This is a genomic window from Psychrobium sp. MM17-31 (assembly GCF_022347785.1).
Lineage (GTDB): Bacteria > Pseudomonadota > Gammaproteobacteria > Enterobacterales > Psychrobiaceae > Psychrobium.
This window is the reverse complement of sequence record NZ_JAKRGA010000005.1, coordinates 360,921-386,107: the sequence shown is the minus strand read 5'-3', so window position 1 is coordinate 386,107 and position 25,187 is coordinate 360,921. Positions and strand designations below refer to the sequence as shown.

Here is a 25,187-nt window from a genome sequence, read left to right as displayed (position 1 = left end):
CCGCCGCTCGACGCCAGAGTAGCAAGCTACTCTTCGTTTCCGCTCGACTTGCATGTGTTAGGCCTGCCGCCAGCGTTCAATCTGAGCCATGATCAAACTCTTCAATTAAAATTTGATTTTTTACGTTCGTTAGAACGACTCAATGAATTTACTGTCATTATGTAGACATTAAATCATGAGTAAGATACTCAATCTTCAAATGCCCACACAGTTTATTTGAATACTAATTTTTAAAGAACATTTGACTTAACTTAGTAAGTCAGGGCTGCGTATATTACACCCCATATTAATTAAGTCAACAAGTAATTTATCAAACTTAATTATTTTTGTGACTCAGTGATAATTAGTTATCGCTGCCGTCTCAGTGGTTGCGCATTATAGGGATTTAGATTGCCCTTGCAACCCCTTTTTCATGGATTTTTTTAAATAACTTATTAAGTGAATAAAAAACACCCCAATTGTATCTAAAAGAGACAATTGGGGGTGTTTTAGCAGCTAGATTTCGTTGAAGAACTTGGTTTCTTGAGTCACCGAAACTTTGTCTCCGTTTTTAAGAATAGCTTGTACTGTAAAATCGACAGACACTATTTTCTTTTTCAGGTTATATGGATCTGTAGAGATGCTCATTGGTAATGTAAATACTTCACCGGCTTTTACGAATACTTCATTAGCACCTTGCCACTCATAATCTTCTAATCCATTAAAAGAAAGTTGGTAGGTGAGATCTTCTTCTGTCTTGTTTAATACTTTTAAGGTGTAAACATTTTCGAGCATACCTTCACTACTAACTCGATACAGCTGATTTCGGTCTCGTATAATATCGAGCTTGACTGGCTGAATAGCCATTAAGAAGTAGATGAAGACAATGGACATTACAGCTAGTACAGAGCCATAACCGACAAGCTTGCTTCTCAATATATGTGTCTTTTTACCTTCGAGTTGATTTTCAGTAGTGTAACTGATGAGTTTCTTTTCATAACCCATCTTATCCATGACATCGTCACAAGCATCAATACAAGCACCACAGTTTATGCATTCATATTGCAGTCCATCACGGATATCAATACCAGTAGGACAGACTTGGACACACAGATTACAGTCAATACAATCCCCTAAGCCTAGCTCTTTAGGATCTTTTTTACGTGAACGCGGGCCTCTACTTTCACCACGTGTTGCGTCATAAGCGACCGTGAATGTGTCTTTGTCGAACATTGCTGACTGGAATCTGGCATATGGACACATGTGTAAACACATGATTTCTCGCATCCAGCCTGCATTTCCATAAGTACAAAAGGTAAAAAATAACGTCCAAAAGTAAATTAAACCGCTGGCTTCTAGGGTGAAGAAATCAACATAGAGTTCTTTTGCTGGTACGAAGAAAGCCATGAAAGTTAATGATGTAATGAGCGATATCAGCAGCCATATGCTGTGTTTAAGCCCTTTCTTGGAAATTTTGTCCCAGTTATTAGCCTGCTGATCGAGCTTTTTCCGTTTGTTAAATTTGCCTTCTATTTTTTCTTCTACCCATATGAAGATAAAAGTCCATATTGTTTGTGGACAGGTAAAGCCACACCATACCCTACCGACAAAGGTCGTTACTAAAAATAAGGCATATGCAGCGATCATTAGAAAGGCGGCTAGTAGTACTAGATCTTGAGGCCATATAATCAAGCCGAAGATATGAAACTTTTGTTCGGCTAAGTCGAATATTACCGCTTGCCTTTCACCATAGGGAATCCAAGGTAGAAGGAAGAAGCATAGCATTAGTATCCAGTTTAACTTCTGCCGTATCGCTGTGAACACGCCGTTAATGGATCTTACGTAAATTTTGCCTTCTTTATATTCGGTATCTTTGACTTTCGTACGATGTTTGATGTCATCGTGCTTTGAAGTGTCAATGATCTTTACGTCTATTTTATCGCTCATTGAATTTCCTTTGCTTGCTCACAAGGTATTTATTATATTTAAAAGTAATTATAAGAATTTTGACTATGATTAATTGACTGCCAATTAAATTCATTATGGCAGCCTATTTATTTCGATTGATAGTACGCCACATGAAAAAGTTTTTATTATTATTTATTGTTATTTTACTCGCGGTAGAGTTTAGAGACCACCCAACCTTAAAACCTTATACCGATAAAATTACCGGATTGGTAACTTCTGAAGCCAAAAGAACGGCTGGCGTTAGCGAATTGCCCGCGCTAATTAGTGAGCTTGAGCAGCTAGAAGATACTCTATCATTACATGAATTTAGTTTTATTCAACGAGAGTTAACAAGCTTTGACAAGGCAAGAGAATTTCAGCAGAAGCAGTGTCACGACACTGAACTAGCTCATTCAGCGCTAACTAGTTATGCGATTAAAAAAGTGTGTGGGATTTTGGAGAAACATTTACCAACTGCGAATTAATCACAGTTGGTAAATCATTTAGAAATTATTCTACAGTGACAGATTTAGCTAAGTTGCGAGGCTGATCAACATCAGTTCCTTTAATAATAGCTACGTAGTAAGACAGCAGTTGTAATGGAATAGTGTAAAGAATTGGTGCAACTATTTCATCAACAGCAGGCACATCAATAACACGCATCGTTTCATCACTTTCAAATTGGCTATTTGCATCTGCAAATACGTATAGAATACCACCGCGCGCGCGCACTTCTTCGATATTAGAATGCAGTTTTTCTAATAGCTCATTATTCGGTGCAACAACGATAATTGGAATTTCCGCATCAATTAATGCTAAAGGACCATGCTTTAATTCACCTGCGGCGTAAGCTTCGGCGTGAATGTAAGAAATTTCTTTTAGCTTTAAGGCACCTTCCATTGCAATTGGATACTGATCGCCACGACCCAAGAATAGAGAATGGTGCTTGTCTGCAAACTCAGGTGCTAAGGCTTCGATAGCATCATTAAGCGATAAGCTTTCTTCTAATTTTGCTGGAAGCGAGTTTAGAGCGTTAGCAATAGTTTGCTGAGTTTCAGCCGCCATACCGCGTTTTTGGCCAATAGCTAACACCATCATCAATAAACCGACTAACTGTGTAGTAAAAGCTTTAGTCGACGCAACACCAATCTCTGCACCAGCTTTAGTCATAAAGGCTAAATCAGATTCACGAACTAATGATGAGCCATCAACATTACACAATACTAGCGAAGACATGTAGCCAATTTCTTTAGCAAGACGCAATGCAGCTAAGGTATCAGCAGTTTCACCTGATTGTGAAATCGTCACCAATAAGCTATTTGGATGAACAAATGATTTGCGATATCTAAATTCTGATGCAATTTCGACATTACATGAGATATTAGCAAGATCTTCTAACCAATATTTGGCAACCATAGCGGCGTGATAACTGGTGCCACAGGCAATGATTTGAATATGTTGTACTTTTTCAAAGATGTTTGATGAACCAGCGCCAAAGACATCCTCGGCAACTTTGCCATCGACCAGTCTATTAGCAAGTGTGTTACGAACAGCTAATGGCTGTTCATGAATTTCCTTCATCATGTAATGACGGTATTCACCTTTGCCATCAGACTCTGCAGTAATATCAGTATCTTTGGCTTCACGTTCAACACTATTGCCTTCACTATCGAATACTTCCACGCTGCTACGAGTAACTTTCGCAACATCGCCTTCTTCTAAATACATAAAGGTATGAGTAACAGGAAGTAGCGCACGTAGATCAGAGGCAATAAAGTTTTCACCAATACCACAACCAATAACTAGCGGGCTACCAGAGCGAGCAACAACCACTTGTTCAGGATCATTAACCGCCATAATCACCATGCCATACGCACCGCGAACCATTTTAGTCGTTTGTTGAACTGCCGCTAATAAAGACTCCGCCGATTTATAATTATCAGCAATAAGGTGAGTTAACACTTCGGTATCAGTATCAGATGAAAATACATAGCCCTTAGCCTTAAGCTCCTGACGAAGCTCGCCATGATTTTCGATAATGCCGTTGTGAACAACAACAATATCGTTATTTGACGCGTGTGGGTGGGCATTTGCTTCTGTCACACCGCCGTGGGTTGCCCAACGGGTATGAGCAATACCAGTGCCACCTGCTACATCAAAATCAACAGCTTTATCAGCAAGGTTTTGAACTTTACCTACGGCACGTACACGCTCAAAAGAGCCAGCATCTTTAATAACGGCTAGACCAGCTGAATCATAACCGCGGTATTCAAGGCGTCGTAAGCCTTCAATTAAAATATCTTTAACGTCGCGCTGTGCCACGCCACCTACAATTCCGCACATTTTATGTTAATCCTTATTTTTTATTCTTTTGTGGACGAGCCCAGCTTTCAATATGGCGCTGTTTTACTCGGGTAAGTACAAGTTCACCATCACCGACTTCTTTTGTGATGGTTGCACCGGCAGCCACTGTAGCGCCCTTTCCTACTTTAACAGGAGCTACTAACTGGGTATCTGAGCCAATAAAGGCATCGTCGTCAATTTCAGTAAGATGTTTGTTTGCACCATCGTAATTACAAGTAATGGTTCCTGCGCCGATGTTGACATTACGGCCGATTATCGAATCACCCAAATAAGCTAAATGGCCAGCTTTTGAGCCTTGGCCTAATTTAACTTTCTTCATTTCAACAAAGTTGCCGACATGAGAATCGTCTAACATCTCTGAATTTGGCCTTAATCGAGCGAAAGGACCAACAGAGCAATGACTACCCACGGTTGAAGACTCAACAATTGAGTTAGGCTTAATTTCGGTATTATCGCCAATGACACAGTCGATTAGGATACAGTTCGCGCCAATTTTAACGTTGTTACCTAAGACCACTTTACCTTCGATAATAACGTTAATGTCAATTTCAACATCTTGACCAATTTCAATTTCGCCGCGAATATCCAAACGAGCAGGATCAAATAGCGTAGCGCCAGCAACCATTAACTCGTGTGCTTGCTGTAATTGATATGCACGCTCTAATTGCGCTAGCTGCAATTTATTGTTTACGCCTTCAACTTCAACGGCAGATTCAGGATGAGCAGCGACAATGCTACGACCTTCTTTATGTGCCATTTCAATAATATCAGTGAGATAGTATTCACCCTGGGCATTATCGTTACTTAAATTTGCCAACCAGCGTTTAAGATCTACTGCGTCGGCAACTAAAATACCCGTATTGACTTCATTAATAGCTAACTGTTGTGGATTAGCGTCTTTTTGTTCAACAATACCAACAACGGCATCGTTTTCTCTAACAATTCGGCCGTAACCCGTTGGATTATCAAGCTCGACGGTTAATAAACCGATCCCACCTTGTGGTTGCGAGGCAACTAAACGCTCAAGCGTCGAGGTTGAAATTAATGGAACATCGCCGTAAAGAATTAAGACTTTACCGTCATCGTTAAGATTAGGCATGGCTTGTGCTACTGCATGACCAGTTCCTAACTGCTCAGCTTGCAAAGCCCAATTGACATCTCGGTGAGATAACGCTTCTTGCATTAAATCGCCACCATGACCATAAACAAGTTGAGTAGATGAAACATTTTCAAGCACGGTAGCAGCATCAATAACGTGTTCTACCATAGATTTGGCGGCAATTTTGTGAAGCACTTTTGGCAGCGCAGAACGCATACGAGTTCCTTTGCCTGCGGCCAAAATAACGAGATGTAATTCCATAAGATTGTTAGATAAAATTTCGAGGAAACTGCATTCTAATCAAATTAACTAGCTATAGCTAGACGAAGGAATAATATTGTGGGATTTGTCACCGCTAATTTGACTTAACTTGAACTCGGGTTAATTAAGTTTCCCGAGCAATCATCAGCTGACCATTGGTGCGCTGAAATACTTCTTCTATGAAGGTATTAATGACTCGCACATCTAATAAAATATCAAACTCTATTTCAGCGCCATAATTAGCACTAACGATAGTTGCATCGTGCTGCTTCAACAACATTTCAATAGTATTGCTAAGCTGATAATCGCAATTAAACTGCAGTGATTGCTCCACGGCTCTTTCTTTGGTTTGCGCTTGCTCTAAAACAGCACTAACTGCTCCGCCATAAGCGCGAGCCATGCCACCTGTTCCAAGTTTAGTGCCGCCAAAATAACGCGTTACCACCACAGTTATCTCACCAATACCACTGCCCTGCAGTACATTGAGCATTGGCTTGCCAGCGCAACCAGATGGCTCGCCATCATCGGAATAACCAATATCGACGGAGTTCTCAGGGCGACTAGCAACAAAAGCCCAACAATTGTGATTTGCATCGGGATGTTTTGCCTTTATTTCATTAACAAAAGCTTTTGCAGCATCGACTCCAGCAGTTGGGGCAACATAGGCAAGAAATTTACTGCGTTTAACTTCCGTCTGCACCATTAGCGGTGCAGACAATACGCGATAGGGTTTACTATTAATCAAAAGAGTTAGCTCAAGTAATTTAGTTAAGACCCAAATCGCGTGTCATATTCTCGATATGATTGCGATGAACGATAATATTATCTTCGATGCGAATACCGCCAAATGGCTTAAATTCTTCGACTTTTTCCCAATTTATGAACTCACCATTATCAGTGGTTTTCAACTCATCTAACAAACTATCGATAAAGTATAATCCCGGCTCAATCGTCATAACCTGACGAGGTTCGACCATTCGCGTACAACGCAAGAATGGATGATTATCTGGCGCAGCGACATGTGCACCTGATTCGTCCGCCATAAAACCGCCCATATCGTGAACTTGTAACCCCAAGAAATGCCCTAAACCATGTGGGAAGAAAGTGCTAGTAATCTCCTTTTCAACAATTTGCTGCGGCGCTAATTTCACAATATCGAATTCACTTAACAGCTCAGCAATCATTTGATGCATTTGCAGATGTAAATCAACATAGCTCACATCAGACTTAATGCCATCTATTAGCTCTAGCTGCTTAGCATCTAATGCTTTAATCAACGAATTGAATTCATTGTCTTCAAAAGCATAGGTACGGGTAATATCTGAGGCATAACCACGACAATTTGCACCAGCATCAATTAAAAACGAATTAAATTGTTGCGGTTTTTCTTGCTCAAGAATGGTGTAATGCAAAATTGCCGCATTTTCATTAAGCGCAATGATATTACCATAAGGCACTTCATTTTCGGTGTGCTTAATCGCTTGCAAATAATCCATCTGAATATCGTATTCAGATTTCTGCGCCATGAAGGCTGCTTTCGCTGCTTGATGCCCTTTAACCGCTAAACGATTAGCCTCACGCAAACATTCCAATTCATAATCAGTTTTGTAAGCGCGATGATAGTGGAAATAAGACACTAATTCTTCTGGATTGCGAAGACCGATGTTTAGAACATCAGCAACATCAATATGTTCACCTAAATAGGCAGCACGTGATAAATCTTGCGGTAAATGCTCGGCAATATGCTCAGCTTTCTTAATTAATACAATGTTAAAAGCGTCTGTCCAAAAATCGTTTGGCGCATCAGGCACCTTGTGCCAAAAATCAACAGGGCGATAAAAAACCAAAGTCGGTTTCGATTCACCGTCGACAATTACCCAACAATTTGGATTATCAATCACAGGTACCCAATGTTTGAAATGAGGATTTACTTTAAATGGGTAGTCCATATCATCTAAAAACTGACGATGCGGTTGACCAGAATGAACGATCAAAGAGCTGACATTTTCGCGCGCCATAATAGTTTTAGCACGTGCATTTAACTCATCAATGTGTTGTGCGAATAACTGTTGTAGTTGTTCCATAAGTAATTCCAAAAGCAAAGTTTGACGCATTATATCAATCATCTTTCGCTAATGCTCTTTAAAGCAATATATTGGTAAAAGACAATAAGATAACAGCTGTAAGCTGAGTTATTTTTTCTGCTAACCAGTTGTAAAACAATAACAAAACACCCACTTCAAACAAATGTTTGAATTAATCATTGATATTTGTTTTATAACGAGCGAAACTTGAGCGTCGCTGTAAACAATAAACTAGAAAATCAGCTAACTGAATTGCAAAGTTCAACGAGGGAAAAACAACATGATTTATGAGTCTAGCACCCTCTCTGTAAGCTACATCAAAGATGGCATTGCAGAGTTAAAATTCGACGCCAAAGACGGCTCTGTTAACAAATTCGATAAGAACACACTGGAATCTTTTGAAGAAGCAGTAAAAGCGTTACATGCGCTAACTGATTTAAAAGGTGTAGTAATGACCAGTGGAAAGTCAGCCTTTATCGTCGGCGCAGATATCACAGAATTCACTACTCACTTCGACGCTCCTTCAGAGCAACTTTCACAATGGTTAAGTGACGTAAACGATACGTTTAACGCCTTCGAAGATCTTCCATGTCCGACGATTGCTGCAGTAAATGGTTTTGCGCTTGGTGGTGGTTGTGAAGCAATTTTAATTGCCGATTACCGTGTAGCCGACACTACAGCTGTTGTTGGCTTACCAGAAACTAAATTGGGCATCATGCCTGGTTGGGGCGGCAGTGTGCGCCTACCTCGCCTGATTGGTTGTGACAATGCCCTACTTTGGATCACTGGTGGCGGTAACAATAAAGCAGACAAAGCTCTAAAAGTTGGTGCTGTTGATGCAGTAGTAGCTCCTGAGAAATTACGCGAAGCCGCTGTAGAGATGTTAGAAGATGCCATTGCTGGCAAATTCGACTGGCAAGCACGTCGCGAAGAAAAGAAAACGCCATTAGCCTTGTCACCAATCGAAAGCATGATGTCATTTGGCACAGCTACAGGTATGGTTGCTGCTAAAGCAGGTAAACATTACCCTGCACCAATGACAGCATTAAAATGCATTGAGAAAAGCGCCTCAATGAATCGCGCTGAAGCCTTAGCAGTAGAAAACAAAGGTTTCGTTAAACTCGCTAAAACTGATGTTGCTCGTTCGCTAGTTAATATCTTCCTTAACGACCAGCAAATTAAAGGCAACGCTAAAGCCGCAGCTAAAACCGCACAAAGTGTAGATAAAGCAGCGGTATTAGGCGCTGGTATCATGGGTGGCGGCATCGCTTACCAATCTGCAAGCAAAGGCACGCCAATCGTCATGAAAGACATCGCTCAGTCGGCGTTAGATCTTGGCTTAGACGAAGCCTCTAAAATTCTAAACAAGCAACTTAAGCGCGGCCGTATCGACGGTAAAAAAATGGCTAAGGTGCTTAACAACATCACACCAACACTAAACTACGAATCAGTAAAAGATGCCGACGTTGTTGTTGAAGCTGTTGTAGAAAATCCAAAAGTAAAAGCTAGCGTACTCGCTGAAGTTGAAAGTTGTTTAAGTGAAGACGCTGTACTTACTTCAAACACCTCAACTATCTCGATTAACGAATTAGCGAAAAGCGTAAAACGCCCAGAAAAATTCTGTGGTATGCACTTCTTTAACCCAGTACATCGCATGCCGTTAGTCGAAATTATTCGCGGCGAAAACACGTCAGATGAAACCATTGCGACCGTTGTAGCTTACGCAGCGAAGATGGGTAAATCACCTATCGTTGTTAACGACTGTCCAGGCTTCTTCGTTAACCGCGTACTATTCCCATACTTCGGTGGCTTCTCTAAGCTAATCGACGACGGCGCAGACTTCGCCCAAGTTGATAAAGTTATGGAAAAAGAATTTGGTTGGCCAATGGGTCCTGCCTACCTACTTGACGTGGTTGGCATGGACACAGCGCATCACGCACAAGAAGTGATGGCACAAGGTTTCCCAACGCGCATGGCTAAAGACAAGCCGGACGTAATCGACGCGATGTTTGAAGCACAGCGCTTCGGTCAGAAAAACGGTAAAGGTTTCTATAATCACAGCCTAGATCGCCGTGGTAAACCTAAGAAAGACGTTGCTCCAGAAGCATTAGAACTTATTGCAGGTGTTAATAACGGCGCGAAAGAATTCACTAGTGAAGAAATCATCGCCCGCACCATGATTCCTATGGTTATCGAAACAGTGCGCTGTTTAGAAGAAGGCATCATCGCGACGCCAAACGAAGCAGACATGGGCTTAGTATTCGGTTTAGGTTTCCCTCCATTTAGAGGCGGTGTATTCCAATACGTAGACACTATGGGTGTTGCGGCATTTGTCGAGTTAGCAGACAGCTACGCTCACCTAGGCGAAATGTACCAAGTAACCGACGGCATGCGCGCGAAAGCAGCAGCTGGCGAAACTTACTACAAGGCTTAGGTTATTCACCCGCTGGATTTAAACGTCCAGCGCTGAAGAAGAATTTGGAGAAAAAATTATGAAAGACGTAGTCGTTATCGATTGTATCCGTACCCCAATGGGTCGTTCTAAAAACGGTGTATTTCGCAACATTCGCGCAGAAGAACTATCAGCACACCTAATGAAAGGTCTGTTAGAGCGCAACCCTGGTGTTAACCCAGAAGAAATTGAAGACGTAATCTGGGGCTGTGTACAACAAACACTTGAGCAAGGTTTTAACATCGCTCGTAACTCAGCCATTTTAGCTGGTCTACCTAAATCTATCGGCGGTAACACAGTTAACCGTTTATGTGGTTCATCGATGCAAGCTATTCACGATGCTACCCGTGCTATTCAAGTTGGCGACGGCGATATCTTTATCGTTGGTGGTGTTGAGCACATGGGTCACGTTCCAATGAATCACGGCGTTGATTTCCACCCTGCAATGGCAAAGAAAATTGCCTCTGCCGCTGGCATGATGGGTTTAACCGCTGAAATGCTTGGCAAAATGCACGGTATTACGCGTGAGCAACAAGATGAGTTCGGTGCTCGTTCACATCGCTTAGCTCACGAAGCAACGGTTGAAGGTCGCTTTAAATCTGAAATTTTACCAATCCACGGTCACGACGCCGACGGTAAAATGATTCTTGTTGAAACTGATGAAGTAATTCGCCCAGAAACAACAGCAGAATCACTAAGCACATTGCGCCCTGCTTTCGACCCAGCAAACGGCACAGTAACAGCAGGCACATCTTCTGCACTATCAGACGGCGCTTCTGCAATGCTATTAATGTCAGCAGAAAAAGCCGCTGAATTAGGTTTAACACCACGTGCTAAAGTTCGCTCAATGGCTATTGCTGGTTGCGATCCATCAATCATGGGTTACGGCCCAGTTCCAGCAACACAAAAAGCACTAAAGCGTGCTGGTGTTACTATGGACGATATCGACGTTGTTGAATTAAACGAAGCCTTTGCTGCACAGTCTCTCCCTTGCGTTAAAGATCTTGGTTTAATGGATAGCGTTGATGAGCGCGTTAACCTTAACGGTGGCGCTATTGCACTAGGCCATCCTCTAGGCTGTTCAGGCGCTCGTATCTCGACATCACTGATCAATATCATGGAAAGCAAAGACGCTAAATTGGGTCTAGCCACTATGTGTATTGGCTTAGGTCAAGGTATTGCGACGGTATTCGAACGTCCTTAATCACCGTTAATAATTCGATAAAAGCCAGCCATAGTGCTGGCTTTTTTTGTCGATTAATTTCTAACTTTTGACTATTGTCAATTGGCAACGACCTCAACAATGGCTAAAATCGGCGACACTTTTTAACTTTGTACCACGGCTATTGAGAAACAACGATGGATTTTGCAACTGCTAACCACCAATTAGATGCAATGGGATTACGCTGTCCAGAACCAGTGATGATGGTGCGTAAAAAAATGCGCGATATTGCCAGTGGTGAAACCTTGCTCATTATTGCCGACGACCCATCAACCACTCGTGACGTACCGAGTTTTTGTCGTTTTATGGATCACGAACTTGTCGCTCAAGAGGTCTCTGAAAGCCCTTTTCGCTATCTTATTAAGAAGGGATAAACCCCTTCATTAAATACTTACATTTTTCTTGTTTAATTAGCCCCCTAATTAACGTTATGATGCGTGGGATAATAACAACAAGGAAATGCTATGACTTCCCGTCTAAAACCGCTTGTTGTTGCCCTGTCTGTCGCTACGGCCATGGCTGCAACTTCCTATACTGCTCATGCAGAATCTAAATCCGAAGACAAAAAGAAATGGGACGTAAACACACCACAAGGTGAATTTAAAGACATCACAATCAATGTATCCGAAGGTACATGGATGAATGTCGATGTTAGCCCAGACGGAAAAACTATTGTTTTCGATATGCTTGGTGATATCTATTCAATGCCGATTAACGGCGGCGAAGCCAAACCGCTTATCAAAGGTATTGCATGGCACATGCAACCGACTTTTAGCCCTGACGGCAAGCACATCGCCTTTACTTCAGATCAAGGTGGCGGTGACAACATCTGGGTGATGAATAGCGATGGTTCTAATCCACGTGCGGTAACCAAAGAAACCTTCCGCTTATTAAACAGCCCTGCATGGAGCCCAGATGGCGACTATATCGTTGCCCGTAAGCACTTCACTGCATCGCGCTCGCTTGGTGCTGGTGAAGTTTGGATGTACCACAAGACTGGTGGCAGCGGCGTAAAACTCACTACTCGCCAAAATGATCAGAAAGACTTAGGCGAACCAGCATTCTCACCTGATGGCAAATATGTGTACTTTAGCCATGATGCCACACCTGGTAAAACCTTCCATTACAGCAAAGATTCAGTAAAAGGTATTTATAAAATTAAACGCCTTGACCGCGAGTCAGGAAAAATTGAAACCGTCATTAGCGGCATGGGTGGCGCAATTCGTCCAACTCCAAGTCCAGATGGTAAAAAATTGGCTTACATCGCACGAGATGACTTTAAGTCATCACTTTATATCTACGATTTAAGCTCTGGTGAATCAACGCAAGTTTATAACGATTTAGATCGCGACATGCAAGAGACATGGGCAATTCACGGTGTTTACCCAACAATTGACTGGACGCCAGATGGCAAAGCCATCGTATTTTGGGCTGGCGGTAAGATTAATAAACTATCGCTTAAAAATAACAAAGTCGCACCAATTGCGTTCTCTGTAGAAGTCACTAAAAAAGTACAAAACGCCCTACGCTTTAAACAGCCTATTGAGCAAGATGAGTTCAAAGTTAAGATGCTACGAAATGCGCAAGTATCTCCAGACGGTAAAAAAGTTATTTATGAAGCCCTTGGCAAACTGTGGGTTAAGAAATTACCTGACGGTAAACCAAAACGTCTAACCCGTGACAAATCGAATTTTGAGCTATTCCCGCAATGGTCACGCGATGGTAAGAAGATTGTTTACACTACTTGGAATGACCAGAAACAAGGTAGCGTACGCGTTGTATCTAGCCGTTCAGGTAAAGGAAAAACAGTAACGACTGAACCGGGTAAATACGTAGAAACTACTTTCTCTCCTGATGGCAAAACTGTTGTTTATCGCAAAGTAGGTTCAGGCGGTTTACTTCCTAAAAAATGGTCGCTGCACACAGGTATCTACCAAGTATCAAGCAAAGGTGGCGAGCCTAAGTTAATCACTAAACACGGTTCACATCCGCAGTTCGGTAAAGACAACGATCGCGTGTTTTACATGGGCTACGGTGAAAAGCAGAGCTTTAACAGCGTTCGCTTAGATGGCGAACAAGCGCGTAAGCATTACGAAAGTAAACTGGCTACCGAATTTAAGATTAGTCCAGACGGTGAACGCCTAGCTTTTGCTGAGCGCTTTAAAGTGTTTATCACACCATTTTCACTAACGGGTAATACAGTTTCAATCGCACCATCTGCTACTAACTTACCAGTGAAACAAATCTCGCAACGCGCGGGTGAAAACATCAGCTGGACTAAAAATGGTAATGCCGTTTATTGGACGCTTGGACCTGAGCTATACCACGCCGACGTAGCTAACCTATTCGAATTATCTGACAGCAAAGAGGATACCTTTGAAAAAGTTGCCAACGGTTTAGATATTAGTTTCACTAAAAAAGCAGATGTTCCACGTGGAACAATGGCATTAACCAACGCTAAAGTTATCACAATGAATGGCGACAAAGTTATCGAGAACGGTACAGTCATTATCAAAGATAACAAGATTTCTTGGGTTGGTAACACGGGTGATGCACCGCTAAAAGATATCGATGAAACTATTAACTTAGATGGTAAAACACTCATGCCAGGCCTAATTGATGTTCATCACCATGGCGGTCAAGGTGTTGCAGAAATCATCCCACAGCAAAACTGGGAAGATTATGCGGCACTAACTTACGGTGTAACGACAGTGCATGATCCATCGAATGACACTACTGAAATTTTCACTGCAAGCGAATTACAAAAAGCCGGTAAGATAGTATCTCCTCGTACTTATTCTACTGGTACCATTTTATACGGTGCCCATGGCGCAGGTTATACATCTCACGTCGATAGCTTAGAAGATGCGAAGTTCCACTTACAGCGCCTTAAGAAAGTGGGTGCTTTCAGTGTTAAGAGTTATAACCAACCTCGCCGTAATCAACGTCAACAAGTAGTGCAAGCGGGTCGTGAATTAGAAATGATGGTTGTGCCGGAAGGTGGTTCGTTATTACAACACAACCTAACGATGGTGGCCGACGGTCATACCGGTATTGAGCACTCTATTCCAGCGGCGAAAATCTACGATGATATCAAGCAATTCTGGAGTCAAACTGATGTTGGTTACACACCTACCTTAGTTGTTGGCTACGGTGGTATCTGGGGTGAAAACTACTGGTACGATAAAACTGACGTTTGGACAGATAAGAAGTTAAATGCCTTTGTACCAGCGGAAGTCTTTAAACCACGTGCTATGCGCCGTACTAAGGCACCAGATCATCACTACAACCACATTAGCAATGCAAAAGTCGCTAAAGAGTTACGTGATTTAGGTGTAAAAGCCAACATCGGTGGCCATGGTCAACGTGAAGGTTTAGGTGCTCATTGGGAAATTTGGAGCTTCGCTCAAGGTGGCATGACACCATTAGAAGCCTTACGCACAGCAACATTAGATCCGGCACATTACCTAGGATTAGACCACGCAATTGGTTCTATCGAACAAGGAAAACTAGCAGATTTAATCGTTATTGACGGCGATCCAACCAAAGACATTCGCGATACGCGCAAAGTGAAATACACCATGATTAATGGTCGTTTATACGATGCAGATACGATGAATGAAATTGGTAATCACCCGAAAAAACGCAAGCCTTTCTTCTTCGAAAAGAAATAATTAAAGCGCGTTTTTCCGTGATATAAAAACAAAGCCCAATCAATTGATTGGGCTTTTTTGTTAGTCTGAATTTAAAATAGATTTCAAAAGATATTCCTAATGAATACCGTAATCAAACATTAATGAAGGATAGTAGTTCTCTCACAGCGAGGATCACTCCCGTCGTTTAGCGTCTTAAATTAGAAATTGACCAATGCAAAAATCACGGATGATTTTTGAGTATTTGCCGCAAGGATGCGGGTCAAATACGGTATTGAATAGGCAATTTATCATTTAAGAATCAACGCTAAACCTACGGGTCGCCTTTCTTTTGGTTACTTTTCTTTGGCGAAGCAAAGAAAAGTAACTGGTGTGCTTTCGGCCAATTTCAAATAAGTAGGTTAATTTATTAGCACACCACATCACTCCGTTACTCGAATATTCGATACTTGAAAATTTAACAACACTCTTTATGCACATCACAGCTAATTAAATGGTTATTAAACATGCCTACTGCTTCCATAAAGGCATAGCAAATAGTTGGTCCGACGAAAGTAAACCCTCTCTTCTTTAACGCTTTAGACATGGCCAGTGATTGCTCGTTTTGGGTTGGTACTTCGCCTTGTGCAACATAGTTATTTTGAATAGGTTCTCCACCCACAAATGACCATAAGAATTCACTAAAGTTAATGCCCTCTTTCTCCATGGCTATGAAACCCTTAGCATTTTTAATAATAGAATTAACCTTGAGTTTGTTGCGAATGATGCGCGGATTATCGAGTAGATCTAACACATCCATTTCTGTCATTTTTACAATTTTATAAGGGTCAAAATTATAAAAAGCATCGTGATAGCCCTGCTTCTTTTTGAGAATAGTAATCCAAGATAAACCGGCTTGTTGACCATCGAGACACAGCTTTTCAAATAACTCTCGACTATCGTAAACGGGACGGCCCCATTCCTCATCATGATAGGCTACATACACAGGGTCCGTCTGTGTTACCCAAGGACAAATCGCTCGTTCTTCTTGATTCATTACGCATAATCCAACTTTATCTTTGATTATTTAAAATACGCTATATACGCCTCCAATCCCAGTGTTATAATCGTTTGCATTTTTCCACCATCGGCAAGAGTTATAAGTAATATTATGCCTAAATACGATACAAAAACTTTTCAAGGTTTAATCCTCGCTCTGCAGGATTACTGGTCACGTCAAGGCTGTGTAATAGTTCAGCCGTTAGATATGGAAGTAGGCGCAGGCACATTCCACCCACAAACGTTCTTACGTTCACTTGGCCCAGAGCCAATGAGCAGTGCTTATGTGCAGCCATGTCGTCGCCCTACCGATGGTCGTTACGGTGAAAACCCTAACCGTTTACAACACTACTACCAATTCCAAGTAGTGCTAAAACCAAACCCAGACAACATCCAGGAGCTTTACCTGGGTTCATTAACTGAACTTGGCATCGACCCACTTGTTCACGATATTCGTTTCGTTGAAGACAACTGGGAATCTCCAACACTTGGTGCTTGGGGTCTAGGTTGGGAAATCTGGTTAAACGGCATGGAAATTTCTCAGTTTACTTATTTCCAACAAGTTGGTGGTTTAGAGTGTTCGCCAGTAACAGGTGAAATTACTTATGGTCTTGAGCGCCTTGCAATGTACATTCAAGGTGTTGATAGCATTTACGATCTTGTATGGACTGATGGTCCACTTGGCCGCGTTACTTACGGTGATGTATTCCATCAAAACGAAGTTGAGCAGTCTGCTTACAACTTCGAACACGCCGATGTAGATGCCCTATTCAAGCAATTCGATCAATGTGAAAAAGACAGCGAGAAGCTAATCGAAGCCGGCCTAGCATTACCAGCATACGAGCAAGTAATGAAAGCCTCTCACGTCTTTAACCTATTAGATGCTCGTCATGCTATTTCAGTGACCGAGCGTCAGCGTTACATTTTACGCGTTCGTACACTATCTAAAGCAGTAGCCGAAGCCTACTACGCCTCTCGTGAAGCGCTAGGTTTCCCACTATGTAAAAGCGATGAGGACAAGCAATAATGTCTGTAGAAAATCTTATTATTGAACTAGGTACAGAAGAGTTACCACCGAAGTCACTACGCACATTAGCCGAAGCTTTCCGCGATGGCATGAAGGCACAATTAGACAAAGCTGACATTGCTTACGAAGCTATTGATTTCTTAGCCTCACCTCGTCGTTTAGCTGTATCAGTTAAAGCACTGGCCACTGGTCAGGCAGACAAGATTGTTGAAAAACGCGGTCCTGCTATTTCTTCTGCATTCGATGCTGATGGCAACCCGACAAAAGCAGCTGAAGGTTGGGCACGTTCTAACGGTATTACCGTTGACCAAGCCGAGCGTCTTAAAACAGACAAAGGCGAATGGCTACTATTTAAAGCTGAAGTAAAAGGTCAAGCGACTAAAGAATTACTGCCAGCAATGATCGAGCACTCGCTAGCTAAGCTACCTATTCCTAAGCCAATGCGCTGGGGTAGCAACAGCATGCAGTTCATCCGCCCAACCAAAACACTTACTGTGTTATTAGGCGGCGAACTGATTGATGCTACCGTACTTGGCTGTAAGTCAGATCGCGTTATTCGTGGCCACCGCTTCCACGGTGAAAGTGAAATGACATTAGATCACGCCGACAACTACACTAGCCTGCTACGTGAAAAAGGCTTCGTCATTGCCGATTACGAAGAGCGTAAAGCACTAGTTAAACAACAAGTAATGGATGCTGCAAGTGCTGAAAATGGCGTTGCCGATCTCGATGATGACCTGCTAGAAGAAGTATGTTCTATCGTTGAATGGCCAATTACTTACGTGGGTAGCTTCGAAGACAAGTTCTTAGACGTGCCAGCTGAAGCCCTTATCTACACGATGAAGGATAACCAGAAGTACTTCCCGTTATTAGATAACGACGGTAATTTAATGGCGCGCTTTATCTTTGTGTCTAACATCGATAGTAAAGAGCCAAAGCAAGTTATCGAAGGTAACGAAAAAGTTGTTCGCCCTCGTCTAGCTGACGCTGAATTCTTCTACGCACAAGACCAAAAGAAAACGCTTGAAAGCCGTATCGACAGCCTAGAGAACATCTTGTTCCAGAAGCAACTTGGTACCCTAAAAGAGAAGTCTCAACGCATCGCTGATTTAGCTGAAATTATCGCTGGCAAGATTGGCGCTAATGCGACTGATGCTAAGCGTGCAGGTATGCTGTGTAAGACAGACCTAATGACCGATATGGTATTAGAATTCCCAGACGTTCAAGGCGTTATGGGCATGCACTATGCGCGTTTTGACGGTGAGTCAGAAGACGTTGCAGTTGCACTAAATGAGCAATACATGCCGCGTTATGCTGGTGACCAATTACCAGGTTCACTAGTTAGCTGCTCTGTAGCCCTAGCCGACAAATTCGATACGCTAGTAGGCATCTTCGGTATAGGTCAAATCCCTAAAGGCGATAAAGATCCGTTTGCTCTACGTCGTGCAGCTATCGGTGCCCTACGCATCATCGTTGAAAAAGATTTAGATCTCGATTTAACGGATTTAGTTGATGCAGCCGCATCACTATACGGCGATAAAATCAAAGCCGGTATCAACGATAGTGTTGTTGATTTCATGTTAGGTCGTTTTAACGCTTGGTACCAAGATCAAGACGTAGCAACTGATATCGTTAAAGCTGTAATGGCACGTCGTCCAACGCGCCCTAGCGACTTTAACAAGCGTATTGAAGCGGTAACTGCCTTTAGAGCATTAGAAGCTTCTAAGACGCTTGCAGCGGCTAATAAGCGTGTTGGTAATATCCTTGCTAAAACTGACGAAGCTATTGCTGATTCAGTTAACGACGCACTATTAGTTGAAGATGCTGAAAAAGCACTGGCGCAAGTTGTTACTAAGCTAGCAACAGACTTAGCACCAGTATTCGCAGAAAGTGATTACAACAAAGCACTTACTGAACTAGCTCAACTGAAAGAGCCAGTAGATGCCTTCTTCGATAACGTAATGGTAATGTGTGATGACGTAGATACTAAGCTTAACCGTTTAGCGCTATTAAACACGCTACGTAATCAGTTCTTAAACGTTGCAGATATCTCACTACTACAAAGCTAATTTGGCATAGTGGTAATGAAAAAAGCCCCGCTAATGAAAATTAGCGGGGCTTTTTTTATGAATAATTTTTACGTTAGCTAGCTTGATATTGAGCAATAAAATCAATATTTGATTCATCATAACCACGCTTTTCAAAAATCAGCCCGACTTCATCTAGCGAAATCATTTGCTCGTTATAAAGTAAATTCAATTCGCTGATCAGTTTGGATTCCACCAACACATCAACAAATTCATTTTTGCTCGGCACCTTACCGTAGACAACATGCTGTTTAATGGGATCGATAATCGCCTGTGGTAATTCCCAACTTCGCACTATATTGTAAGTGAGTTGCTTAGAAAGCGAGGTCATCACTTTTCTAAAATACAAAGAGCCAGGCTCAGTGGTGCCACCTGCTTTTTGTACGGCATCGACTAATTCACTGAAAATCGCAATTTTCCCTACATCGTGAATAACACCAATAAAGAATGCGCTATAAGGATCGTAACCTATCGTCTTAGCTTTTAATTCACAAATACGCGCCGTAAGTAATGAGTGCTGCCAAATCTTCTCGCCGAACATCTTGAAGTAAATAGGGCTCACATTAGTCATCATTCGTTCCATGACCGCAGCAGTTACTACTTGCTTTAATGAGGCGAAACCAACTCGAGCTATTGCCATCTGCAAGCTCGTTACCTGATTGGTTGAAGATGCGCTAAATGCGCCTGTATTAGCTAATCTAACAACATCTGAAGCCAAGATAGGGTCTTGTTCTAAAGACTGCTGAATGTCCTTTATATCGGCATCTTGGTCTATTTTATCTAGGGTATCTTTTAATGCTTTGGGGAATGATTGAAAGTTAATATTCTTGGGATTGATAAGGACTTCAGACACGCGATCGATAATGGCTTTCTCGATAACATCATTCTTAGAGGATGCATCGGCAGTATCACCGAACAACAAGTCGTAAAACAGATGCTCTGAGTTAACCAAATCGACTTTAACTTTAGGGACTTCTTTAACAGGTGCAGTAGCTGTTGTTGTGGAGTTTGTTTCTTTTTCTTTGACACCGCGATGTAGCAACTCAGTAAACCAGCTCATTAAAATCCCCTATAATTGTTTCATTTAATTCCACATCACAAATGTGTACTAGTTATTATTATCTGCCTTCGCAAAAAAGTATAGATATAAAAAAAGGAGCTGTAATAGCTCCTTTTTCAATAAAAGTTATTAACGACTATACGTCTAAGTTAACTACTTTCAGTGCGTTGTCTTCGATGAAATTACGACGCGGTTCAACTTGGTCACCCATTAGAGTAGTGAATAGCTGATCGGCAGCAATAGCATCTTCAATAGTTACTTGTAACATGCGACGATTCTCAGGACACATTGTAGTTTCCCACAATTGTTCTGGGTTCATCTCACCTAGACCTTTGTATCGTTGGATGTATAAACCACGCTTAGATTCGTGCATTAACCACTCTAATGCTTCTAAGAACGTCGTTACTGGCTTCTTACGCTCGCCACGCTTAACGAATGCGCCTTCTTCAAGAAGGTCGCCAATGTTCTCACCAAGAGCTACTACTTTGGCGTAATCAGCTGATGCGAAGTAAACATTGTCTAGTGTGTAGAAGGTATCTACACCGTGCATGCGTACAACGATTTGCGGTAAGAATAATTGAGTTTCTTCATCGCGAACAGCTTGACCAGAGTAGATAGTCCCCTTGTCATCTTTCTCGTTTAACACTTCAACTAATGAACTTACCCACTCGTTTACAGCAGCTTCATTGTTTAATGAATCAACCGCTAGCTTAGGCGTGTAAATTAACTGGTTTAAGATATCAGTTGGATAGCGTTGTGATAAGCGTGCAATGCCCGCTTCTACTGCGCGATACTCGTTAACTAATGCTTCTAACGCAACACCGTTGATGCCAGGTGCTTCTGCATTCACGTGTAATGAACTGCCATCTAGTGCGATAGTTGTTAGGTATTCATTTAGCACTTCATCATCTTTAATGTAGCGCTCTTGCTTACCTTTCTTAACCTTGTATAAAGGTGGCTGTGCGATGTATACATAGCCGTTTTCAACAAGCTCAGCCATTTGACGGTAGAAGAAGGTCAACAGTAACGTACGAATGTGCGAACCATCGACATCAGCATCGGTCATGATGATGATTTTGTGGTAACGAATCTTCTCTGGGAAGTATTCATCACGGCCAATACCACAACCTAGTGCAGTGATTAGGGTTGCAACTTCTTGTGAAGAAAGCATCTTGTCAAAACGCGCTTTTTCCACGTTTAGGATTTTACCTTTTAATGGCAAGATAGCTTGGTTTTTACGATTACGACCCTGCTTAGCACTACCGCCCGCAGAGTCACCCTCCACTATGTATAGTTCAGAAAGGGCTGGATCTTTTTCCTGACAATCCGCCAGTTTACCTGGCAGACCACCGAGATCTAATGCGCCTTTACGACGTGTCATTTCACGCGCTTTCCGCGCCGCTTCACGTGCTTTAGCTGCATCAACAATCTTAGTCACAACGTCTTTAGCTACTTGCGGGTTCTCTAATAAGAACTCTTGTAACTTAGCACCCATCGCTTGCTCAACCGCCGACTTAACTTCACTAGACACTAGCTTGTCTTTGGTTTGCGAGCTGAATTTTGGATCTGGAACTTTAACCGAAATAACTGCGGTTAAACCTTCACGGGCATCATCACCAGTCGCGTTAGTTTTCGCTTTCTTGTTAAAGCCTTCGCTTTCCATGTAGTTGTTAAGCGTACGTGTTAACGCACCACGGAAACCAGCTAAGTGAGTACCACCGTCGCGCTGAGGAATGTTATTAGTGAAACACAAGATGCTCTCTTGGTAACCGTCATTCCACTGCATAGCTACTTCCACAGTAGTGCCATCTTCACGGTCTTCGCTGAAGTAGAAAATGTCTTTGTGAACCGTTGCTTTGTTTTGATTTAGATAATCTACGAACGCCTTGATACCACCTTCGTAACAGTAGTTTTGGCTCTTACCTTCACCGCGCTCATCAACTAAAGTGATAGATACACCTGAGTTTAGGAATGATAATTCACGTACGCGCTTCGCTAGAATGTCGTAATGGAACAAGGTATCACTAAAGGTTTCAGCACTTGGCCAGAAACGCATTTGGGTACCTGTTTTATCACTGTCACCAATCTGTGCTAATGGTGCAGTTGGTTCACCGTGAACATAAGATTGGGTATAGATATGCCCTTGACGGTGAATAGTAATTTCTAATTTTTCAGACAGTGCGTTTACTACCGAAACACCTACGCCGTGAAGACCACCAGAAACCTTGTATGAGTTGTCATCGAACTTACCACCGGCATGAAGTACTGTCATGATAACTTCGGCTGCAGAAACACCTTCTTCAGGGTGAATATCAACAGGAATACCACGGCCATCATCTTTTACAGACACCGAACCGTCTTCGTGAATGGTAATGAAAATATCGTTACAGTGACCTGCTAACGCTTCATCGATAGAGTTATCCACCACCTCGAAAACCATGTGATGTAAGCCAGTGCCGTCATCAGTATCACCGATGTACATCCCCGGGCGTTTACGTACTGCATCAAGTCCTTTTAGAACCTTAATACTCGACGAATCGTAACTATTCTCTTCTGACATATAATTATTCTCGTTCTATGTTTTCCTGTGTTATCACACCCTGTTCCACGTGAAACATCTTGGTCTGATATTTACTGGTTTGTTGTTTTATTTGAGCCGCATCGATAACCGACAAAAAAAGCTGCGCCTGAGTTGCCACTAATTGGTCAATCAGCAATTGCCTCTTTTGGCTATCGAGCTCCGACGATAAATCATCAACCAAATAAATTGTTTGCTTGTCCACCATTTGTTTAAGGTGAACTCCTTGTGCAATTCTCAATGCACAAACTAATAATTTTAACTGTCCGCGTGACAATGCATCACTCGCAGGAATATTGCCACAACGCAATTTTAAGTCTGCTTTGTGGGGACCTGCCAAGGTGTAACCTAAGGTTAATTCACGCGAATAATTTTTCTGAAAAAGCTCTGCTAAATCAGCTTTTTTATCCCAGCCCTGACTATAACTTACTGTGACGTCAGTGTCAGGCAAAAAACGCTCTATTATACCCTGTAATACAGGATTAAACGAATTTATATACTGATTTCGAAGCTCACTCAATGCAAGCGAGCATTGCACCAATTCGATGTCCCAAAAAGATATCTCTTTATAGGATGCTTTGCGCTTTAATAATGAATTACGTTGCTTTAATAGACGCTTACATTTATTCCAAATCGGCATAAAATTTTCGTCTAAATGGAATACGCCCCAATCGACAAACTGACGACGAATCTTGGGGCCACCGGTGAGTAATTCAAAACTCTCTGGTGTCATTAATTGTAGTGGAAGGATATCTAACAGCTCGGTAAGCTTCTTGGCTTTTTCGCCATTAATCTTTACGGTGACATCGCCATTCTTAAAACGCTGAACCCCCAGCGCATTATCATTGGCGCGACCAAAGAGTAAAAAATTATCGTGCTCGTAATTAATCACCCGACTCGCAAGATGCGTTCGAAAGGAGCGCCCTAGCGCCAAATAATGAATAGCTTCCAAGACACTCGTCTTGCCAGACCCATTGTCACCATAAATCACATTCAACTGCTCAAAATCTAAAGTCGTTTCCTTTAGATTCCTAAGCCGCGAAATAGAGATTTGATTGAGTAACAAAAGCGTTCCTATGTTCTTTTAACGAAAGTACTTTGAGGAATTGATTGCTATTTGGAGTTGCTTTAGCAAAGTCATGGTGCTCACTCTTCAAGGTGTTTGCGCGCAGTTGGCTCCCGCCAATGAGCACAAACAACGCTGAAGATGTGCGCCATGACGAAGATAAACGACTACAAACGCATTGGCATTACTACGTACATGGACTCTGATGAGTCAGCAGCTTCAATCAAACCACTCGAATTCGCATCACCCAAAGTCATGCGAATATCTTCGCTCTTCAATGCATTTAACGCATCAAGCACATAGCTCACGTTGAAACCGATTTCTAAATCGTCATATTGATAAGCTAAGTCGACAATCTCTTGTGACTCTTCCTGCTCTGGATTGTTAGCCGTAATTTTTAATTCGTCGGTGGCAAAGTTAAAACGCACACCACGGAATTTTTCGTTAGACAAAATAGACGCACGCGCTAACGCTTGTTTTAGCTCCATACGTGAAGTGACAATCACTTTGTCACCACCGCGTGGTAATACGCGTTGATAATCAGGGAAACGTCCATCGACTAACTTAGTTGTGAAAATAGCGTTATCGATTGAAGCACGTAACAAGCTCTCGCCAATTTGCACAGTCACAGGCGCATCAGTCGCTTCGATAATACGCAATAATTCGATGACGCCTTTACGTGGAACAATCACCTGCTTTTGTGGCAAGCTCACTTCAATTTGGCGACTGCTCACCGCTAAACGATGACCATCGGTAGCTACGGTGCGTAATTGATTGTTATCAGTTTCGAACAACATACCATTGAGGTAATAACGCACGTCTTGGTTAGCCATCGAGAATTGGGTACTTTCGATGACCGATCGCAATTGATGTTGCGGTAATACAAATTCGATTTCGCTTTGCCAGTTTTCGATATTTGGAAAGTCATCTGCCGATAAAATACTTAATGCGAAACGACTGCGGCCAGAACGAATAACCATGCGCTCGCCATCGACCTCAATCGAAATCATCGCGCCATCAGGTAGACCCTTACAGATATCTAAGAACTTCTTAGCTGGTACTGTAGTGCGCCCTGCAACAACTTCACCTTCAAGTGGTGATAAACCAACTAATTCAACTTCTAAGTCAGTACCCGTCATCTTTAGTAAGTTATCACTTACTTCTACTAAAACATTAGATAATACAGCGAGTGTGTGACGACGCTCGACTGCACCAGAGACTAAGGTTAAAGGTTTTAATAACAGTTCTCGTGAAATAGTAAATTTCATAG

The 25,187-nt window shown here is 42.1% G+C and carries 16 protein-coding genes, 1 rRNA gene and 1 pseudogene; 7 read left to right on the top strand and 11 right to left on the bottom strand.

Annotated features, from left to right (window positions below; all coding sequences use genetic code 11):
* Both MHM98_RS16470 and ccoG read right to left on the bottom strand, forming a co-directional pair.
* Positions 1–108: ribosomal RNA gene (locus MHM98_RS16470) — 16S ribosomal RNA — on the bottom strand; the annotation flags it as partial.
* A 387-nt stretch (positions 109–495) separates the two neighbouring features.
* Positions 496–1,830 (bottom strand): annotated as a pseudogene (gene ccoG / locus MHM98_RS16465) (cytochrome c oxidase accessory protein CcoG); the annotation flags it as partial.
* Positions 1,831–2,057: 227 nt separating this feature from the next.
* Here ccoG and MHM98_RS16460 point away from each other — a divergent pair.
* Entirely contained in the window at positions 2,058–2,411 is a 354-nt protein-coding gene (locus MHM98_RS16460; RefSeq protein WP_239440458.1) for a hypothetical protein, read from the top strand.
* A gap of 25 nt (positions 2,412–2,436) precedes the next feature.
* Here the strand turns inward: MHM98_RS16460 and glmS are convergent, their stop codons facing one another.
* The 4 genes from glmS to pepQ form a co-directional block, all read right to left on the bottom strand.
* On the bottom strand, positions 2,437–4,269 hold the full coding sequence (glmS, locus tag MHM98_RS16455; RefSeq protein WP_239440457.1) for a glutamine--fructose-6-phosphate transaminase (isomerizing): 1,833 nt from the start codon (positions 4,267–4,269) through the stop codon (positions 2,437–2,439).
* Between the two features lie 13 nt (positions 4,270–4,282).
* Positions 4,283–5,650 carry a bifunctional UDP-N-acetylglucosamine diphosphorylase/glucosamine-1-phosphate N-acetyltransferase GlmU gene (gene glmU, locus MHM98_RS16450; protein ID WP_239440456.1) on the bottom strand — a complete coding sequence of 456 codons (1,368 nt, stop codon included), beginning with the start codon at positions 5,648–5,650 and terminating at the stop codon, positions 4,283–4,285.
* Between the two features lie 124 nt (positions 5,651–5,774).
* Positions 5,775–6,395: a YigZ family protein gene (locus MHM98_RS16445; RefSeq protein WP_239440455.1), complete on the bottom strand. Its 621-nt coding sequence runs from the start codon at positions 6,393–6,395 to the stop codon at positions 5,775–5,777.
* A 19-nt stretch (positions 6,396–6,414) separates the two neighbouring features.
* A complete protein-coding gene (pepQ, locus tag MHM98_RS16440; RefSeq protein WP_239440454.1) occupies positions 6,415–7,734 on the bottom strand; it encodes a Xaa-Pro dipeptidase in 1,320 nt (439 codons plus the stop codon).
* A gap of 280 nt (positions 7,735–8,014) precedes the next feature.
* Here pepQ and fadB point away from each other — a divergent pair, with 280 nt between their 5' ends.
* The 4 genes from fadB to MHM98_RS16420 all read left to right on the top strand — a co-directional run bounded on the left by fadB (position 8,015) and on the right by MHM98_RS16420 (position 15,082).
* Positions 8,015–10,168, top strand: coding sequence for a fatty acid oxidation complex subunit alpha FadB (gene fadB / locus MHM98_RS16435; RefSeq protein WP_239440453.1), 2,154 nt, complete (start codon positions 8,015–8,017; stop codon positions 10,166–10,168).
* Positions 10,169–10,226: 58 nt separating this feature from the next.
* A complete protein-coding gene (gene fadA / locus MHM98_RS16430) occupies positions 10,227–11,390 on the top strand; it encodes an acetyl-CoA C-acyltransferase FadA (RefSeq protein WP_239440452.1) in 1,164 nt (387 codons plus the stop codon).
* Between the two features lie 155 nt (positions 11,391–11,545).
* Complete coding sequence (tusA, locus tag MHM98_RS16425; RefSeq protein ID WP_239440451.1) at positions 11,546–11,782, top strand: sulfurtransferase TusA; 237 nt, start codon at positions 11,546–11,548, stop codon at positions 11,780–11,782.
* 141 nt (positions 11,783–11,923) lie between these two features.
* A complete protein-coding gene (locus tag MHM98_RS16420) occupies positions 11,924–15,082 on the top strand; it encodes an amidohydrolase family protein (RefSeq protein ID WP_239440463.1) in 3,159 nt (1,052 codons plus the stop codon).
* 436 nt (positions 15,083–15,518) lie between these two features.
* On the opposite strand, the gene MHM98_RS16415 is transcribed toward MHM98_RS16420, so the two are convergent.
* Positions 15,519–16,097, bottom strand: a complete 579-nt coding sequence (locus tag MHM98_RS16415) for a DNA-3-methyladenine glycosylase I (protein WP_239440450.1) — start codon at positions 16,095–16,097, stop codon at positions 15,519–15,521.
* 114 nt (positions 16,098–16,211) lie between these two features.
* Between MHM98_RS16415 and glyQ the strand changes: the two genes are divergently transcribed.
* The gene (gene glyQ, locus MHM98_RS16410; protein WP_239440449.1) at positions 16,212–17,126 is read left to right on the top strand and encodes a glycine--tRNA ligase subunit alpha; all 915 of its coding nucleotides are present in this window, start codon (positions 16,212–16,214) and stop codon (positions 17,124–17,126) included.
* Positions 17,126–19,195, top strand: a complete 2,070-nt coding sequence (glyS, locus tag MHM98_RS16405) for a glycine--tRNA ligase subunit beta (RefSeq protein ID WP_239440448.1) — start codon at positions 17,126–17,128, stop codon at positions 19,193–19,195. The genes glyQ and glyS overlap by 1 nt, the downstream gene beginning before the upstream one ends.
* A gap of 73 nt (positions 19,196–19,268) precedes the next feature.
* On the opposite strand, the gene MHM98_RS16400 is transcribed toward glyS, so the two are convergent.
* The 4 genes from MHM98_RS16400 to dnaN all read right to left on the bottom strand — a co-directional run bounded on the left by MHM98_RS16400 (position 19,269) and on the right by dnaN (position 25,185).
* Positions 19,269–20,273 carry an HDOD domain-containing protein gene (locus tag MHM98_RS16400; protein WP_239440447.1) on the bottom strand — a complete coding sequence of 335 codons (1,005 nt, stop codon included), beginning with the start codon at positions 20,271–20,273 and terminating at the stop codon, positions 19,269–19,271.
* Between the two features lie 136 nt (positions 20,274–20,409).
* The gene (gyrB, locus tag MHM98_RS16395) at positions 20,410–22,833 is read right to left on the bottom strand and encodes a DNA topoisomerase (ATP-hydrolyzing) subunit B (RefSeq protein ID WP_239440446.1); all 2,424 of its coding nucleotides are present in this window, start codon (positions 22,831–22,833) and stop codon (positions 20,410–20,412) included.
* A gap of 4 nt (positions 22,834–22,837) precedes the next feature.
* Positions 22,838–23,917: a DNA replication/repair protein RecF gene (gene recF, locus MHM98_RS16390; RefSeq protein ID WP_239440445.1), complete on the bottom strand. Its 1,080-nt coding sequence runs from the start codon at positions 23,915–23,917 to the stop codon at positions 22,838–22,840.
* Between the two features lie 167 nt (positions 23,918–24,084).
* On the bottom strand, positions 24,085–25,185 hold the full coding sequence (dnaN, locus tag MHM98_RS16385) for a DNA polymerase III subunit beta (RefSeq protein ID WP_239440444.1): 1,101 nt from the start codon (positions 25,183–25,185) through the stop codon (positions 24,085–24,087).
* Positions 25,186–25,187: the final 2 nt, after the last annotated feature.